This window comes from Chryseobacterium sp. DZ-32 (assembly GCF_059587025.1).
This window is the reverse complement of the sequence record NZ_JCAIOM010000013.1, coordinates 103,935-118,643: the sequence shown is the minus strand read 5'-3', so window position 1 is coordinate 118,643 and position 14,709 is coordinate 103,935. Positions and strand designations below refer to the sequence as shown.

Sequence of the window (14,709 nt, the reverse complement as noted above, 5' to 3'; positions counted from 1 at the left end):
TGTATTGATCTGATGGATTGTTTCAGGAATTCTATAAGTTCCTGTCATTATTCTGTTGTTTTAGTATCATTTCATTTCGCTTTAATTAATAATGATATATGACTACAGAAGAAAGAATTGAAGCATCCGAAACCAGAATCTTTAAAGCGGTTTTCCCAAACACAACCAATCATTACGATACCCTTTTTGGAGGTACTGCCATGCAGCTGATGGACGAAGTAGCTTTTATCACCGCAACCCGTTTTGCCAGAAAAAGAGTGGTAACCGTGAGCAGTGATAAGATCGATTTCAAAAAACCTATTCCTGCCGGAACTATTGTGGAACTGATCGGGAAAGTTTCCTACGTGGGAAAAACCAGTATGAAGGTTAATGTTGAAATTTACACTGAACAGATGTACTCCTATGAAAGAGAAAAAGCTATTGTCGGTGATTTTACTTTTGTAGCCATCGACGAATTCAAGAAACCAATCCAGATACTATAAACAATAAAGCTTCGGGCGGCCTTTGGCCGCCCGAAACTTTAAATATTTTCATTGACATTATTTCAATACCTTTTCTGTTTCCAGACTTCTGTTCAGTAAAAGTTCAAAAGCCTCTCCCATTTCGTCCGATGCTCTGCTGATTGCATTTTCAAGCATATTCCGGATCTGTCTTTCCGTCACTCCGGCTTCTGTCCAGCTCTTTCCTGTAGTATGGGAATTTAAAATAAACGGCATAATTCTATCGATTCCACAGGCAAAAATAGCATCCGGAGTTTTCTCTTCTTCAAACTCCAGCCACAGGTTAAAAAATTCTGTACGTAAAGGCTCATCCAGAATTCCAAAGATCTTTTGGGCTGAAGCTTTCTCTCTTTCAAACTTTCCGACCATAGCTTTTTCATCAAAAATAAAAGTGTCTCCGGCTTCTATTTCCACAAGATCATGAATGGAAAGCATTCTTATCACCCTTAACAAATCAATATCAGCACGGTTTTTAGCATACGGATAAAGGATCTGGGCAAGAATAATGATCTGCCAGGAATGTTCAGCCGTATTCTCTCTCCGGGAATCGTCTGCATTATAATTTCTTCGTTGTACATTTTTAAGCGCATCTACTGCCAGAATAAAATCTATCTCTTTCTGAATTTTCATCTTACTTTTTATTTCTGTTATATTGATCTGCCGGATATACCTTTGTTCTGGTAATCCATTTATTATTGATCTTTTCTTTCGTTATGACCTTTACCTGATCCTCATTGGTCATATCCTCCTCTTTTTCCAGCACTCTATCCAGTCCTTTGTTCGGAATAACGGCATATTCTGTTGTAAAAATCCTGCAACAACCGGACTTACCGTAGGAAATAAGACGCTTTCGTTTGGCGTCTGTTTCAAAAAAATCAAAACCGTTTGAGCCCAGGTCTGTAAGTTCTTCACTTTTTACAAATGCCATTTTTGTAGTATTGAATACATATACATCATAAGAAGCCGAACTGTAATTTCCCATATTTCCGTTTCTTATCGCTACATCTTCGGTCCCGTCAAAATTAAAATCATCTATAATTACACTACGCTGTTCCTTTGAAAGCGGAATCAATTTCCCGCGAACCAGTTTTTGGCCTTGTTCCGCATATACAACAAGATCATCAGAAACAAAAGTCTGTACTTTACTATTTTTATGGTCAAACAGTTCCACCGTTCCTTTTCCTCCACATCGGTCATCGTAACAGTTTTCTGTCTGAATGACTGCATCATAGTTCTTTGATACATTTTTAATTTCAAACTGATATTGCCCGAAACAGAGCGGTCCCAAAAGAAATACTGATAAGTGCCTGTACTTATTTAAAATATTCATGGTAATAGGAATGATTTGGGTCTTTTTTATTTCTAACAAAAATACGAATCATAATACCGATCTCAAAATCCATGTCTCATTATCTGTCAGAATTTCCCTTTCCATAAAACAGTATTCACAGATAAGAAGCTTTCTCCCGCTATCCGCTCATACTCCTCGCGCCTGCCTAAAGGTGGGCTGCTGTGGGGTAACCACTGCTATCGGGGCCATGATATGAGTAATCAGTAATGGGTAATGAGTAATAATAATTAATAAAAGTTCATTTTTTTCTCTTCATTTCTATCAATCTCATTAAAAAAAATTAAATTTTTCAGGCATTTTCAACCAAAATTCATTTTACTTAAAAATCATGATAAAAATTATCCATCTGATTATCAGTATTTTAAATTATTTATTTTAAAAATTTCACTACTTTGTATTGCATAATACCATTTTATTTACATATCTTTGTAATGTAAAATTAGAATAGGCTCAGCTAGCTAGGGGCTTCTTTCTAAAAATATAACTAATTAACAAAACTTATCAAAGATGAATACCGAAAATACCAAAGCGCAAATGCGAAAAGGAATTCTGGAATTCTGTATTCTAAGTCTCATCAATAACCGCGAAATGTATGTTTCTGATCTTATTGATGAACTGAAAAAAGGAAAACTGGATGTAGTGGAAGGGACCCTCTACCCTCTTCTTACAAGACTTAAAAACGGAGAATTTCTCTCTTACAGATGGGAAGAATCTACCGGAGGACCACCCAGAAAATATTATCAGATCACAGAAAAAGGAAAACTTTTCCTGGATGAACTTCTCAATACATGGAATGAACTGACAGCCTCAGTAAACCAAATCACCCAACAAAATTAAAAAACAAAGCTATGAACAAGACACTCTCAATAGGACTCGCAGGTTTTTCTTTTACCATAGAAGAACACGCATATATAAAGCTCAGCGATTACCTTAACGCACTGAGAAGCTCTCTGGATGCTTCTGAGGCTGATGAAGTAATGCATGACATAGAAATAAGAATGGTGGAAATTTTCAAAGATTCTTTAGGAAAACGTGAAGTGATCAACGATACCGATGTAGAAAGGGTAATCGCACAGATCGGAAGCCCTGAAAAAATCGAAGAGCAGGAAGAAGCTTATTATTCTGAAAAAACATCTGCCAGAAACTATAATTCAGGAACTCATTATACCGATAAAAAGCAGCTGTTCCGTGATCCGGAAAAACAAAAAGTTGCCGGAGTCTGCGCAGGCTTAGCTCAGTACGTAGGAATGGATATTACTACCATGAGAGCAATCTGGCTGGGAATCTTCGTATTAGGAATTTTTACAGCAGCCATTTCTTCTTCATTAATAGGTCTTCTATATGTAATCCTTTGGATCGTACTTCCAAAAGCTGAAACAGCAGCAGATTTCCTGAAAATGCAGGGAAAGCCTATGAACTTCGACAATCTTAAGAATGAGTCTAATAAATTGGTACAGTTTGCCAATGAATCTACTCAGAGGGTCGGAGAAATCTATAACGAAAACAAGCCGTACATCAACAATGCAGGAAGCGGGATCTGGAATGTATTTAAGTATATTGTAGGAGGATTCTTCGTATTGATGGCTGTAAGCAGCATTATCGGAGTATTTGTACTATTTGCCCTTTTCGCAATGGACACAGACTTCCCGGGAGCTAATGAGATCAGATTCTATATGGATGATCAGGGATTGGATAAAGTACTGGCTGCGATGATGGTGATCGGAAGTTTAATTCCGGCAATCCTTTTCAGCTTGTTAAGTATCAAAATATTCTCTCCGAAAACAAAACTGAGAAATATCGGATGGGTTGTAGGAGGTTTATTCCTTCTTCTGATCGGACTTGGAACTTACTTCGGTATCAGCATGGCTAAGAAAGATATGATCTACAGAGGAAGTAAGGAAGATGTAGAAAATGTTGCCATCAATACCACTTCAGATACAGTGTATGTAGATGTAAAACAGATCAACATTCCTCAGAGCTTCAAAGCGTATGACAATGATATTTATTCTGATAAAAAATCAGTGTATGAAGAAGATTATATTTCTGTAGATGTTACAAGAAAACCAGATATCAAAACACCGTATCTGATTATCAAAAAAGAAGGAAAAGGATATAACTTCCCTATCCAGCTTACAGTTCCTGTAGAAGTGGTCAACAATAAAGTATTACTTCCGAACTATATCAAGTATCCATATGAGCACAGATTCAGAGATTACAGCCTTGATTATGAACTTGTAGTTCCTCAGAAAATGGTGGTTATATCAATGAAAAAAGACCGTATCAACATGGATGGAGACTTAGACGGAGACGGAATCAATGATAATGATCAGGACAGTGATGAAGACAACAACGGTGTCAGAATCGAAAAAAATAAAATCACGGTAAACGGTTCCAGCATTGAGTACAACTCTGATGACAAAGACAGCATCATTGTAAACGGTAAAAAAGTTCCGAACAACCAGGCAAAGAAAGTTATTGATTCTGCAGTGTCCAATATTAAAAAATCAAATAAAGATATGGACATCAAAATCAAAGACGGAAAAAACGAAATTTCCATACAAACTAAATAATTAACTTCAGAGAGTGGTAGAAGGTGTGGGTGGATGGCAACCGTTTGAAATTCACACCCTTCTTCTCTCAGAAAAGTGAAAATAAAGCTCCATTTAGTTTCTTATGTGAAAAAAAAGTTTTAATTTCGTAAAGCTAAAATTTAATAACCAACCAATCAAAAACGCAGCCTTATCATGATACAATTTGCAATGGAATTCGTAATGAAAATCGTAGATTTAATTAGCGGTTTGTTTTAAGAGCGATAATATTTCAATATATTTGTAAAGTATAACCAAAGTTTGGTTATACTTTTTTGTTTTTAATCCGGGAAATCTATGAAAAAGCTATTAGGCAAAGCAATGTTAAAATTATTAGGTTGGAAGGTCGTCCTGCAGGGCGATGTCAACAACCTGAACAGGTGTATCCTTGTGGTTGCACCACATACTCATAATATGGAGTACATTTTGGGAAATTTCGCCTACTGGTCCTTGGAAAAACCTTTAAAAATTATCATCAAAGATGCACACACCAAAGCCTGGTATGGAAGTATCGTAAAAGGACTTGGAGGTATAGGAATCGACAGAAGCCAGAAAAATGACCTTGTGAATTTCGTGGCCGACCAGTTTTCAAAGGAAGATTTCAGTCTTGTTATTACTCCGGAAGGAACCAGAAGCTGGGTACCGAAATGGAGAAAAGGATTCTATCACATGGCTTTGGCAGCAAAAGTTCCTATCGTTCTGGCAGCAGGCGATTTTAAAAGAAAAATTGTGTATCTGGGTTACACCATTCCTTATGAAAGAATAGCCTCAGTACCTTTTTCAGAAATCATGCAGGAAATCCAGGACTATTATGTAAAAAATGACATTGTTCCAAAAGTTCCGGCCAACTGGAATCCCAATATTATGGGAACCGAGCTGGAAGCTAGAAGCTAGAAGCTAGAAGCTAGAAGCTAGAAGCTAGAAGCAAAATTAATCATCATTTATCAACTATTAAAATGAAAGGTCAGACAAAAGAAGAAATATTAGCATTCATCAATAACTGGGGAGACGTAACTCTTGCTAAAACGCTTGAAATCAAATTCATCGATATTGATCTGGAAAATGAAACCCTTAAAGCAACAATGCCTGTTCTCCCAAGAACCCACCAGCCGTTTGGCATCATGCATGGAGGAGCAAGCTGCGTTTTAGCGGAAACATTAGGGTCAAGCCTGTCTAATATTTTTATTGATGGTGAAAAATATTATGGAGTGGGAACCAATATCAACTCCAATCATTTAAGAAGCAAAAAAGATGGTATTGTAACCGCTACTGCACGTTTTATCAGAAAAGGCAAAACCATGCATGTCTCTGAAATTGAAATCCGTGATGAAAAAGGCGTTTTGATTAATCATACTACAATGACGAATAATATCATTCACAGATAAATTGCAACAACATAAAATAAAAAGAGCTTAAACTGAATTTAGGCTCTTTTTATTTTGACATCTTTAATACTAGTAATACCTTTGTAAAAAGGAAAATCACAACGGGAATTTCTATGTATTTCCATGATGATTTTTCAAAATCTTTCATAACTCATGATTTATTTCAAACTTCCTTTTGACGAGAGACTCCTGTCTGCTGATGAAAATAATACAAAAAATGCTGTCAACTTTTTTTCTTATAACGGTCTGGACCAAATCAGCTTCAGCGGAAAAATTTGTGAAATTGATGCTGCTGAATTTGCTCATACTTCTATTACCAATGAAAACCTGATCAGTGATTCTACAAATTCTTCTGCCGAAACAAAAGAAGAATACTGCGAAACATTACAGAAAGTGATCGAAGTGATTAAAGAAAATCACCTGCCAAAGCTGGTTTATTCCAGAAGAAAGATTTTCAAAGACTTTAGTTCCATCGATTATAAAGAGAGCTTCAAAAATGTATGTAAAAATTACCCCAATGCTTTCAGATATCTGTTTAATGATGGGAAAAATGCATGGATGGGAGCTTTCTCAGAAGTATTAGGGAAGTTTAATAAAACGACTCACGAATTTGAAACCATGGCTCTTGCCGGAACTCTTCCGGTATCTGAAGAATGGTCTGAGAAAGAAATTGAAGAACAAAAGCCGGTTACTGCCTACATTCAGGATATTCTTAAAAACTATTCTGACCATGTAGAACAATCGGAAACCTATGACCATATTTCCGGTAATATCAAACATTTACGAACAGATTTTAAAACCAGTATACAACCTGAAGATCTTGATAAAATTATCCAGGATCTGCACCCTACTCCTGCAATCTGCGGTATTCCAAAAGATTTTTGTAACGAAAATATCCGCAAATATGAAAAATTTCCACGTGAATTTTATGCAGGTTATATCAAGGTTGAAACGGATGAGAGTATTCTGTACTTTGTCAATCTACGTTGTGCAAGACTTTATAAAGACTCGGTACATGTTTTTGTAGGAGGCGGAATAACACCTCAAAGTGATCCGGAAAAGGAATGGAGAGAAACAGAACTGAAGTCTGAAGCGATATTGAAAAACCTGGTTATTTCCTGATATTTTTAGATTCTCCCATAAATTCCGCAGATTTTCAAGGATAAAATATATTTCCTTCTCTTGAATGGGCTAAAGCCCACTCATTTTGAATTAATCAGGTCAATTATTTATGTAAAATAGGCATTGATATTGATAGATTTGCCCACAGATCGCACAGATTTGGAAAAGATATCTATATATATTTTCTTTGCTGAGTGCAACGCCTTTGCGAACAATTTTAAAGCCATTTATCGTCCTTCTGCGGGCTTTGCGTGATAATATTAGGTTTTGGCTGAAGCCAATTGAATCATATGTTTTATTTAAACGGACTAAAGTCCGTTCCTATTGATACAAAAAAACAGTATTGCATTTAAGACACCTAATTTCTAATCCCTTATTCCTAATCGCTGCTACCTAATTCCTATTATCTACCACCTAAAAAACTAAAACCTCCTTCAAAAAGAAAGAGGTCTATATCTATATTGAAATAATCAATTTATTTCTTAACACCGATTCTGCTCCAGGTATCCATTACAAAAAGCAGGATAAGGCCTATGGCAGCAGCGCCAGCAGAGAATACAAACTTAATGTTATCTTCATCTCCAAGGATATCTGTCGCTTGCCAGTTGATAGCATAAAGATTGATGGCGATGAATACGATAAACAGTACTAAAAATACTTTATAAAACTTCTTCATGACTCTTAAAAATTAATATAATTCTGCACGAGTTGAGCAAAATTTGCGGTGAATAATTTAATTGAAATTGCCAAAAGGATAATTCCGAAAACTTTCTGAAGGATCATCAAAGTAGCATCCCCAATTTTCTTCTCCAGCCATTTCGCTGATTTCAGCACCAAATATACGAAAATTGTATTAAGAATGATTCCGCAGATAATATTAATATCATGAAATTCAGCTCGCAGAGACAGTGCGGTTGTTAGGGTTCCAGCTCCTGCAACCAGCGGAAATGCGATGGGTACAATGGATGCAGCCTTTGCTTCAGTGGTTTTATTGATTTCAATTCCTAAAATCATTTCCAGAGCTATGACAAAAATCACAAAAGCTCCGGCAATGGCAAAGGAATTTACATCCACTCCGATAAGCTTCAGAATCTTATTTCCTACGAACAGGAAAACGATCATAATTGCTCCCGCAGTAATGGCAGCCTTTCCGGCTTCAATCTGTCCAAACTTCTGCTGAAGGCTTACGATAATAGGAACTGAGCCGATGATATCGATAACGGCAAAAAGAACCATAAAGCTGGTAACAATCTCTTTAAAAGAAAAACCATCAAAAATTTCCATCTCTTTGTAATTAAAAATTTCGCAAAAATATGAAAATAAACTGACTATTTGCTAATTTGTGAATATAAATTAACAATAGTTTTCAAAAGTTCTTCCAAAGCTTCAGCAGATTTCACAGGATTGTATTTTTCCATCTGAACTTTCTGTTGCAGTCTGCTGTATTCATCTGCAACTGAAGAACCCTTGTGTTTTTCAAGAAAAGTCTTAAACTCAGGAGTAGAGCCTTGGAAATACTGGCTTCTTACTTCCTCATCCAATTCTTCCAACGTTGCAAAGAACTTTTCATACTCTCCGTTATCTTTAAGGTTTTCCAGATATCCAAAATAATCATTAATATCTGTTTTCATCAATTCTCTGATCTCTTTTTCTGTTTCAGCCACTGAACCTAAAGGTTTTGAAGGTACAGTTTCCCTAACTAATGTACGTTTTTTTTGCCAATTTTTAAATAGCAGATATGCAACAAATAAACTGATCAGAATAGCAATATTGGTCAGAAGAATATTCCAGTGGAATTTGCTTTTTTCTTTTACTTTAAAAGAAGTGGTTTTTAATACCGGAGTATTTACCGTCTCTAAAAGGTTATTGGTATATTCATTTACTTTCTCCACTGTAGAACGTGCTTCCAAAATCTGATCGTGGGAAAATGCGTTCAGATCCAGTGTTTTCTGTCCAAGATCTACATATTCTTTGCTTGCTGGATCAAAGAAAGCAAATTGTTCCGTTTTAATTGAAATTACTCCTGATTTTTTAGGAATAATCACATAATTAGCCAGGATTTCACCTTTCATTCCGGTAGTTCCCGGAGCAACTTTTGAGGTAATTTTGGGGGCAAAAACTTCATAATCCGGAGAAGCAGCAATCTTGGGAAGTTCCATATCAGGTAAATTACCTTCTCCTGAAACTTTCACCACTACATTCAGAGGCTTTTTGGCTTCCGGTTTTTCTTTGGAAGCATTGTATACGTTTACATTAAAGTTTCCAACAGCATTTTTAAAGCATTCGGGAGCTCCTTCAGGAAGCTTTCTTACGTTGATTCTGACTTTATTGGAAACAATTTTTGTTTTATTGGAATAGGTACTTACTGAAGCAGATACTCCGGGAACTTCCACATATCCTGCTTCATTAGGAAATACCATAAACATGGCCAGAACCTGCGAAGGCATATTTCCATATCCGGACGGATCTATCTCAGATTTATTAAAATTAATAGGATGCACGTTGATATTGTCCTGCTGCGGAAGGTGGATATTTTTCACCTTTCTCAGGTTATCCATATTTCTGGAATAGACTCTCAGAACAGCTACAGTAGGCTGATCCTGATATACATCCCTGTCATCAATTTCCATATTCAGATAAACATCATTGGAAGTATTTGCCGCCAGAGATCTTCTGTCGACAATATCACGGATATTGACATCAAAAGGTTCTGTTTTATAGATTCTGTTGTTGACGGTAACGAGAACGGAACCGATTTTTATTTTTCCTTTTTTCTTAGGTTCCAGAGCAATTCTGGAGACTTTTTGGGTAATTAAAGTATTGGTAGCAGGATCAATCACGGTATTCGTAACAGACCCGCTTCCTATAATATTAAATTTTGAAAGATCCGGAAGCTGGAAACCTGTCTGCTGTACAAGGTCACTTCCGTTAAGTTCAAGAACGATGGTCAGGTTGATGATATCCTTACCTGCATATTCGGTTTTATCTGCATCCATAGATAGATTTACCTGTCCGTAAGTAATTACGGATGCCAGCGTTAGCAATATGTAAATCAATTTATGCTGCATCACCAATCTTTCTCGTTGCTTTCAGGCATCGAATAAGAATTTTTGTTTAAAATTCTTCTGGCGGTTTCTTTTTCTTTTTCGTTTATTTTATCTAAGATCGCATTTTCAAGATTCTTGGGCATTCTGCCTTCATTATTTTGATTCTGCTTAGGATTGTCACCCTGGTCACTTTTACCTTCGTTTTGCGGGCCGTTACCCTGATCCTGTTTTTTGTCCTTGTCGCCTTTCTGATCATCTCCTTTGTTCTGATCATTTCCGCCGCCACCTTTTCCTGAGTTATTCTGTTCGTTTTTTTGCTGTTGTTTTTCTTTCTCTTTCAGTTTGGCAATCTCATAATTTTTTCGGGTTACCTCACTGTGGGGATCCTGCTTCAAGGCTTTTTTATAATAATCAGCAGCTTTTTCCGGCTGATTCATCTGCATATAAGCATTCCCTAAATTATGAAGAGCAGCTGCTTTATCAGGAAGTGTCTGTGAAAGTTTTTCTGCTTTTTCAAACTCAGCCTTTGCTTCTTCATATTTTTTACTTTTATACAATGCATTCCCCATATTATAGTGAGCGGTAAAATCTTTATCATTGGATTTTATCGCTTCCATATATTTCGAAGAGGCACCTTCATAATCTTTACCGTCAAATTTCTGATTGCCTTCATACACTAAATTCTTATAGCTTTCCTGCCCAAACATGAAGCCTGAGAAAGAAATGGCAACAATAAACGATAAAAATATGATTTTAGTATTCATCACTTGCAAAATTATTCCTTTATATGTTAAGAAACAGAGTTTTAATTGTTAAAGTTCGGTTAAAGTACTTGTAGAATTTCTTCTATAAATAAAGGAATTCTACACATTAAAATCTTTTTTAGGATTAAAAATATAAATTAAAAAGAAAAACAGAAGAGATACTGCAAGAAAATACTGATAATAATGGTTGGCATTTTGTGATTTTACCATAGTTTCCGCACCGGCAGATTTTTTATTTACTGCATCTACAATCCTGTCCGGAGCTTCATTGATATTATTTCCGTCAATATAAGTTCCATCTGTAGATTCCGCCATTTTCTTTAATGCTTCCGTCTGCCTTTTTGAAATCACCGTACCTCCGTTGGCATCGGTTTTATACCCCATCAGCTGTCCGAACACATATTCAGGAACCGGTGCACCTTCATCTGTACCTACTCCTACAGAAGTAATGCTTATTCCTTCTTTATTAGCTAATCTGATGGCAGCATTATCATTTCCTTCATTATCTTCACCATCACTCAGCAGAATCACTTTTCTGGATCCTTTGCTTACATTTTTAAATTTTTCAGCAGCAGCCTGCATTCCTTTCAGAAAATCTGTTCCCTGAATCTGCATAGAGCTGGTTTCAATACCGCTGATATAAGTTTCCGCAGAATTATAATCCGTTGTAAGAGGCATAATAGACATGGCATTCCCTGCAAAAATCACTATACCTACTTTGTCATTATTCATTTTCTTCATGGTAGCCAGCATCAGATTTTTAGCTTCTGTCAGACGGCTTGGATCTATATCTTCAGCATTCATAGAATTGGATACATCCAGCATAAAGATGACATTATTCAGTTTCTGGGTACTTTTTACCTCTTCTGAGCCATTCAGAAGATCAATGATAGAGAATATCAGAAATAATGTTCCCAATAAATATAATGCAGGAAAAAACTTTGTAAATCCTGATCTTTTTTCAAATAAATTCTCATGAAACTGGCTCGCAGCAAAAATTTCTCTCTTTTTATTTCTCCATTGTAGAAAACGGATCAAAAACGTAGCTAACAGCGGCAGAAGCAACAGTAAAAATAAATACCAATAATTTCCTAAAGACCAACTCATCAGCTTAAAATTTTATAAAACACCCATCTCAACAATGCATCCAGCACCAGCATGGCCAGTGCAACCCAAAGGAATATTTTGAAATACTCTTCATAATTGTACAGCTTGGAAACCTTTACATCAGATTTTTCCAATTGGTTGATTTCATTATATACTTCTTCCAGACTGCTGTTTGAAGTAGCTCTGAAATATCTGCCTCCCGTTGTCTGAGCTATTTCTCTCAAGGTATTTTCATCTATCGTCACCTCTGTTTCAGTAAAAATAAGATCACCAAAAATATCCTGCGATGTCGGCATCAGTGCATAACCATTGGTTCCAATTCCGATTGCATATACCTTTATATTATTATTTTTTGCCAGTTCGGCAGCAACCTGTGGTGGAATCGCATTCTGAATATTGCTTACCCCATCCGTCATCAGGATCACCACTTTACTTTTGGCTTTACTTTTAATCAAATGATTCACTGCAACGGAAAGTCCTTCTCCTATAGCCGTTCCGGGTTCAAGACCTGCAGAATTCAGATTTTTAATTTCATCAATAACCACTTGATGATCTGAGGTAACCGGAACTTTGGTAAAAGCTTCTGCAGCGTAAGCTACCACGCCTATTCTATCATTAGGACGTTTCTGAACAAATTTTACGGCAATATCTTTCAGGGCGGTAATTCTGTCCGGGCTCAGATCCTTCGCCAGCATACTTAGAGAAACATCAATGGATAACATAATATCGACTCCCTTTGTATCATCTCTATCCTGAGAAATGGTAAACGTTCTCGGCCTTGCCATGGCAATAATCAACGCAGAAAGAATGATATATTTTGATATTTTCAGCAAAAAAAGCACACCCTGGATACTCCCGCTGTGATCCATATTTTTTATGGTAGGAACTTTTATACCTTTTCTTTTATTTTTTCCAATATCTTTAATTAAAAGTGGAATAAACAGCAGAAAAAGCAGCAAAAACCATGGGCTGTAAAACTCAAAATTAAACATCCTTCCTTAAGTTTTCGAATTCTAAATCTTTGGATGATCTTTTCACAAAATCTCTGATATTGGCAAAATCTCTTTCCATGGTTTCCTGATCAGGAAATGTTTTGGCAAATTTCACCAGGTCTCCCCTAAGAAATACGTCTTCTATTATTTTTTCGTTGTCCTGCGAGATTGTATTATTTTTTTTCATGACCTCAATAAGATCATCGGTAAGAAGTACATCTGCAGGAAGGCGGTATTGTTTTGTAATGAAGGTTCTGGAAATATCGATCAGTTCAACATAAAACGAACGGAAGTTTCCTCCTTCAATATATTTTTTCTTTTTAAGAGAATCAAGTTCTTTTAAAGTCTGATTGGTAGCAACCACAGGAGAACTCTTCGATTTTCTTCCCCATTTTACAAACATAATAATGGCAATAACCAGGGCAATACCAGCCAATGCAGCAAGGATATAAAACTTATAAAGCTCCCAGTAATCTTTGGGTTCAAGTTTCACCTGCTTATTATTCATAATATCATTAATCTGATCTGCTTTTTGAGCCGTATTAATAACATCTATTTCGTAAGGAATCGTTTTAAGTATTCTGTCACCTACTTTGAATTCCAGTTCCGGAATGGTAAATTTTCCTTCTTCAAAAACAGCAAATTCTATCTTCCTTTCATAGGTGTTAGCCGTTTGTCCGATACTGTCTTTGGTTTCTTCAAAATGAAAAGGGAGCAGCTCATTTTTGGCTGCTGAAGTTACCTGCTGCTCATTAAGATTATCAATCTTTATGGTAAGATGATTGATTTCTCCGAGAGCAAGAGTTTTCTTTTCTACGTTAGAGGATAATATCTGTGAAAAAGCATTTGCACAGATCAGAAAAGATAATATTAAAAGTATTTTTCTCAATGTTAAATAATAAGGCAAAACGCCTGATGTTTTTAAGTTACGGGCTCAGCCCGATGTTATTTTTTCTGAAAGTAATTATACAATAATTTTGAATAATCCGAACCGGTATTGATATTCATAAAACTGGCAGAGCTGTTGGCAAAGTCTTCTTCCAGCGCTCTGAGTTTTTGTTTTTGAGCTTCTGCGAAGGTATACCGCCATCTTGCACTGGAAGTATTGGCCCAGATCTCTTTTCCGGTTTCTACATCAAGTAATCGGGCATACCCAACGTCAGGGATTTCATTATCTTTTTCATCATAAATCCTCATTCCCAGCAACTGATGTTTCTTTGAAGCTACTCTCAGCATTTTGGAGTCATAGGCATCCTCAAAATCTGAAAACAGAAATACCAGAGATTTTCTTTTAAAAATTCCCATCATATATTCCATTGCCTTGTCTATTTTAGATTCTGCCGGAACATAATCTGCAGTGAGAATATTACTGATAATGGAAAGAATGTGTTTTCTTCCTTTTTGAGGAGGAATGACTTTATATACTTTATCAGCAAACAGGATCAATCCTACTTTATCATTATTACCAGCTGCTGAAAATCCTAAACTGGCGGCAATTTCAGCTACATATTCCCTTTTCAGCTGGACTTTTGTTCCATAATCCATGGAAGCGGAAATATCCACAAGAATCATCATTGTCAGTTCCCTTTCTTCTTCCATTACTTTTACGAATGGTTCACGGAAACGTGCGGTTTTATTCCAGTCGATTCTTCTGATCTCATCTCCAAACTGATAAGGACGAACTTCAGAGAAAGTCATCCCCTGTCCTTTAAAAGCGCTGTGATATTGCCCCATCAAAGCAGCCTCCGTCTTTTTTCTGGTACGGATTTCAATCTGCTTTACTTTTTTTACAATATCTTTTATCTGCATAGACGAATTCAAATTCAAAGTTTAATGTTCTAGTTTCGGAATCC

The 14,709-nt window shown here is 36.3% G+C and carries 16 protein-coding genes; 6 read left to right on the top strand and 10 right to left on the bottom strand.

What is annotated here, in order from left to right:
* Nucleotides 1-98 precede the first annotated feature (98 nt).
* Complete coding sequence (locus AC59HC_RS15650; protein ID WP_002977578.1) at nt 99-482, top strand: acyl-CoA thioesterase; 384 nt, start codon at nt 99-101, stop codon at nt 480-482.
* A 57-nt stretch (nt 483-539) separates the two neighbouring features.
* On the opposite strand, the gene AC59HC_RS15645 is transcribed toward AC59HC_RS15650, so the two are convergent.
* Nucleotides 540-1,130, bottom strand: a complete 591-nt coding sequence (locus AC59HC_RS15645) for an HD domain-containing protein (protein ID WP_137905730.1) — start codon at nt 1,128-1,130, stop codon at nt 540-542.
* A 1-nt stretch (nt 1,131) separates the two neighbouring features.
* The gene (locus AC59HC_RS15640) at nt 1,132-1,830 is read right to left on the bottom strand and encodes an XAC2610-related protein (protein ID WP_496558959.1); all 699 of its coding nucleotides are present in this window, start codon (nt 1,828-1,830) and stop codon (nt 1,132-1,134) included.
* Nucleotides 1,831-2,358: 528 nt separating this feature from the next.
* On the opposite strand from AC59HC_RS15640, the gene AC59HC_RS15635 reads away from it, so the two are divergent.
* From AC59HC_RS15635 to AC59HC_RS15615, 5 genes are all read left to right on the top strand, one after another.
* Entirely contained in the window at nt 2,359-2,688 is a 330-nt protein-coding gene (locus AC59HC_RS15635) for a PadR family transcriptional regulator (RefSeq protein WP_002977573.1), read from the top strand.
* Between the two features lie 11 nt (nt 2,689-2,699).
* On the top strand, nt 2,700-4,421 hold the full coding sequence (locus tag AC59HC_RS15630; RefSeq protein WP_227942927.1) for a PspC domain-containing protein: 1,722 nt from the start codon (nt 2,700-2,702) through the stop codon (nt 4,419-4,421).
* A gap of 315 nt (nt 4,422-4,736) precedes the next feature.
* Nucleotides 4,737-5,333 (top strand): 1-acyl-sn-glycerol-3-phosphate acyltransferase, encoded by a 597-nt coding sequence (locus tag AC59HC_RS15625; protein WP_496558958.1) that lies wholly within the window; start codon nt 4,737-4,739, stop codon nt 5,331-5,333.
* 62 nt (nt 5,334-5,395) lie between these two features.
* The gene (locus tag AC59HC_RS15620; RefSeq protein ID WP_496558957.1) at nt 5,396-5,824 is read left to right on the top strand and encodes a PaaI family thioesterase; all 429 of its coding nucleotides are present in this window, start codon (nt 5,396-5,398) and stop codon (nt 5,822-5,824) included.
* Nucleotides 5,825-5,977: 153 nt separating this feature from the next.
* On the top strand, nt 5,978-6,946 hold the full coding sequence (locus AC59HC_RS15615) for a chorismate-binding protein (RefSeq protein ID WP_496558956.1): 969 nt from the start codon (nt 5,978-5,980) through the stop codon (nt 6,944-6,946).
* A 475-nt stretch (nt 6,947-7,421) separates the two neighbouring features.
* On the opposite strand, the gene AC59HC_RS15610 is transcribed toward AC59HC_RS15615, so the two are convergent.
* The 8 genes from AC59HC_RS15610 to AC59HC_RS15575 all read right to left on the bottom strand — a co-directional run bounded on the left by AC59HC_RS15610 (nt 7,422) and on the right by AC59HC_RS15575 (nt 14,665).
* Nucleotides 7,422-7,622 (bottom strand): hypothetical protein, encoded by a 201-nt coding sequence (locus AC59HC_RS15610; protein WP_110010130.1) that lies wholly within the window; start codon nt 7,620-7,622, stop codon nt 7,422-7,424.
* A 5-nt stretch (nt 7,623-7,627) separates the two neighbouring features.
* Nucleotides 7,628-8,230, bottom strand: a complete 603-nt coding sequence (locus AC59HC_RS15605) for a MarC family protein (RefSeq protein WP_062674416.1) — start codon at nt 8,228-8,230, stop codon at nt 7,628-7,630.
* A gap of 44 nt (nt 8,231-8,274) precedes the next feature.
* On the bottom strand, nt 8,275-10,014 hold the full coding sequence (locus AC59HC_RS15600; protein WP_496558955.1) for a BatD family protein: 1,740 nt from the start codon (nt 10,012-10,014) through the stop codon (nt 8,275-8,277).
* Entirely contained in the window at nt 10,014-10,757 is a 744-nt protein-coding gene (locus tag AC59HC_RS15595) for a tetratricopeptide repeat protein (RefSeq protein WP_202838936.1), read from the bottom strand. The genes AC59HC_RS15600 and AC59HC_RS15595 overlap by 1 nt, the downstream gene beginning before the upstream one ends.
* Before the next feature lie 99 nt (nt 10,758-10,856).
* Complete coding sequence (locus AC59HC_RS15590; RefSeq protein WP_395974563.1) at nt 10,857-11,864, bottom strand: vWA domain-containing protein; 1,008 nt, start codon at nt 11,862-11,864, stop codon at nt 10,857-10,859.
* Complete coding sequence (locus tag AC59HC_RS15585) at nt 11,864-12,856, bottom strand: VWA domain-containing protein (protein ID WP_496558954.1); 993 nt, start codon at nt 12,854-12,856, stop codon at nt 11,864-11,866. Before AC59HC_RS15585 ends, AC59HC_RS15590 begins: the two co-directional genes overlap by 1 nt.
* Nucleotides 12,849-13,745 carry a BatD family protein gene (locus AC59HC_RS15580; RefSeq protein ID WP_227942933.1) on the bottom strand — a complete coding sequence of 299 codons (897 nt, stop codon included), beginning with the start codon at nt 13,743-13,745 and terminating at the stop codon, nt 12,849-12,851. The genes AC59HC_RS15585 and AC59HC_RS15580 overlap by 8 nt, the downstream gene beginning before the upstream one ends.
* Before the next feature lie 56 nt (nt 13,746-13,801).
* Entirely contained in the window at nt 13,802-14,665 is an 864-nt protein-coding gene (locus AC59HC_RS15575; protein ID WP_076597442.1) for a DUF58 domain-containing protein, read from the bottom strand.
* Between the last annotated feature and the right edge of the window lie 44 nt (nt 14,666-14,709).

What these genes read in the sequence shown, in the direction of transcription:
- AC59HC_RS15605 (WP_062674416.1), bottom strand. Translation starts at nt 8,230, where the DNA reads ATGGAAATTTTTGATGGTTTTTCTTTTAAAGAGATTGTTACCAGCTTT.
- AC59HC_RS15630 (WP_227942927.1), top strand. Translation starts at nt 2,700, where the DNA reads ATGAACAAGACACTCTCAATAGGACTCGCAGGTTTTTCTTTTACCATA.
- AC59HC_RS15640 (WP_496558959.1), bottom strand. Translation starts at nt 1,830, where the DNA reads ATGAATATTTTAAATAAGTACAGGCACTTATCAGTATTTCTTTTGGGA.
- AC59HC_RS15635 (WP_002977573.1), top strand. Translation starts at nt 2,359, where the DNA reads ATGAATACCGAAAATACCAAAGCGCAAATGCGAAAAGGAATTCTGGAA.
- AC59HC_RS15645 (WP_137905730.1), bottom strand. Translation starts at nt 1,130, where the DNA reads ATGAAAATTCAGAAAGAGATAGATTTTATTCTGGCAGTAGATGCGCTT.
- AC59HC_RS15650 (WP_002977578.1), top strand. Translation starts at nt 99, where the DNA reads ATGACTACAGAAGAAAGAATTGAAGCATCCGAAACCAGAATCTTTAAA.
- AC59HC_RS15585 (WP_496558954.1), bottom strand. Translation starts at nt 12,856, where the DNA reads ATGTTTAATTTTGAGTTTTACAGCCCATGGTTTTTGCTGCTTTTTCTG.
- AC59HC_RS15610 (WP_110010130.1), bottom strand. Translation starts at nt 7,622, where the DNA reads ATGAAGAAGTTTTATAAAGTATTTTTAGTACTGTTTATCGTATTCATC.
- AC59HC_RS15620 (WP_496558957.1), top strand. Translation starts at nt 5,396, where the DNA reads ATGAAAGGTCAGACAAAAGAAGAAATATTAGCATTCATCAATAACTGG.
- AC59HC_RS15615 (WP_496558956.1), top strand. Translation starts at nt 5,978, where the DNA reads ATGATTTATTTCAAACTTCCTTTTGACGAGAGACTCCTGTCTGCTGAT.
- AC59HC_RS15595 (WP_202838936.1), bottom strand. Translation starts at nt 10,757, where the DNA reads ATGAATACTAAAATCATATTTTTATCGTTTATTGTTGCCATTTCTTTC.
- AC59HC_RS15600 (WP_496558955.1), bottom strand. Translation starts at nt 10,014, where the DNA reads ATGCAGCATAAATTGATTTACATATTGCTAACGCTGGCATCCGTAATT.
- AC59HC_RS15625 (WP_496558958.1), top strand. Translation starts at nt 4,737, where the DNA reads ATGAAAAAGCTATTAGGCAAAGCAATGTTAAAATTATTAGGTTGGAAG.
- AC59HC_RS15575 (WP_076597442.1), bottom strand. Translation starts at nt 14,665, where the DNA reads ATGCAGATAAAAGATATTGTAAAAAAAGTAAAGCAGATTGAAATCCGT.
- AC59HC_RS15590 (WP_395974563.1), bottom strand. Translation starts at nt 11,864, where the DNA reads ATGAGTTGGTCTTTAGGAAATTATTGGTATTTATTTTTACTGTTGCTT.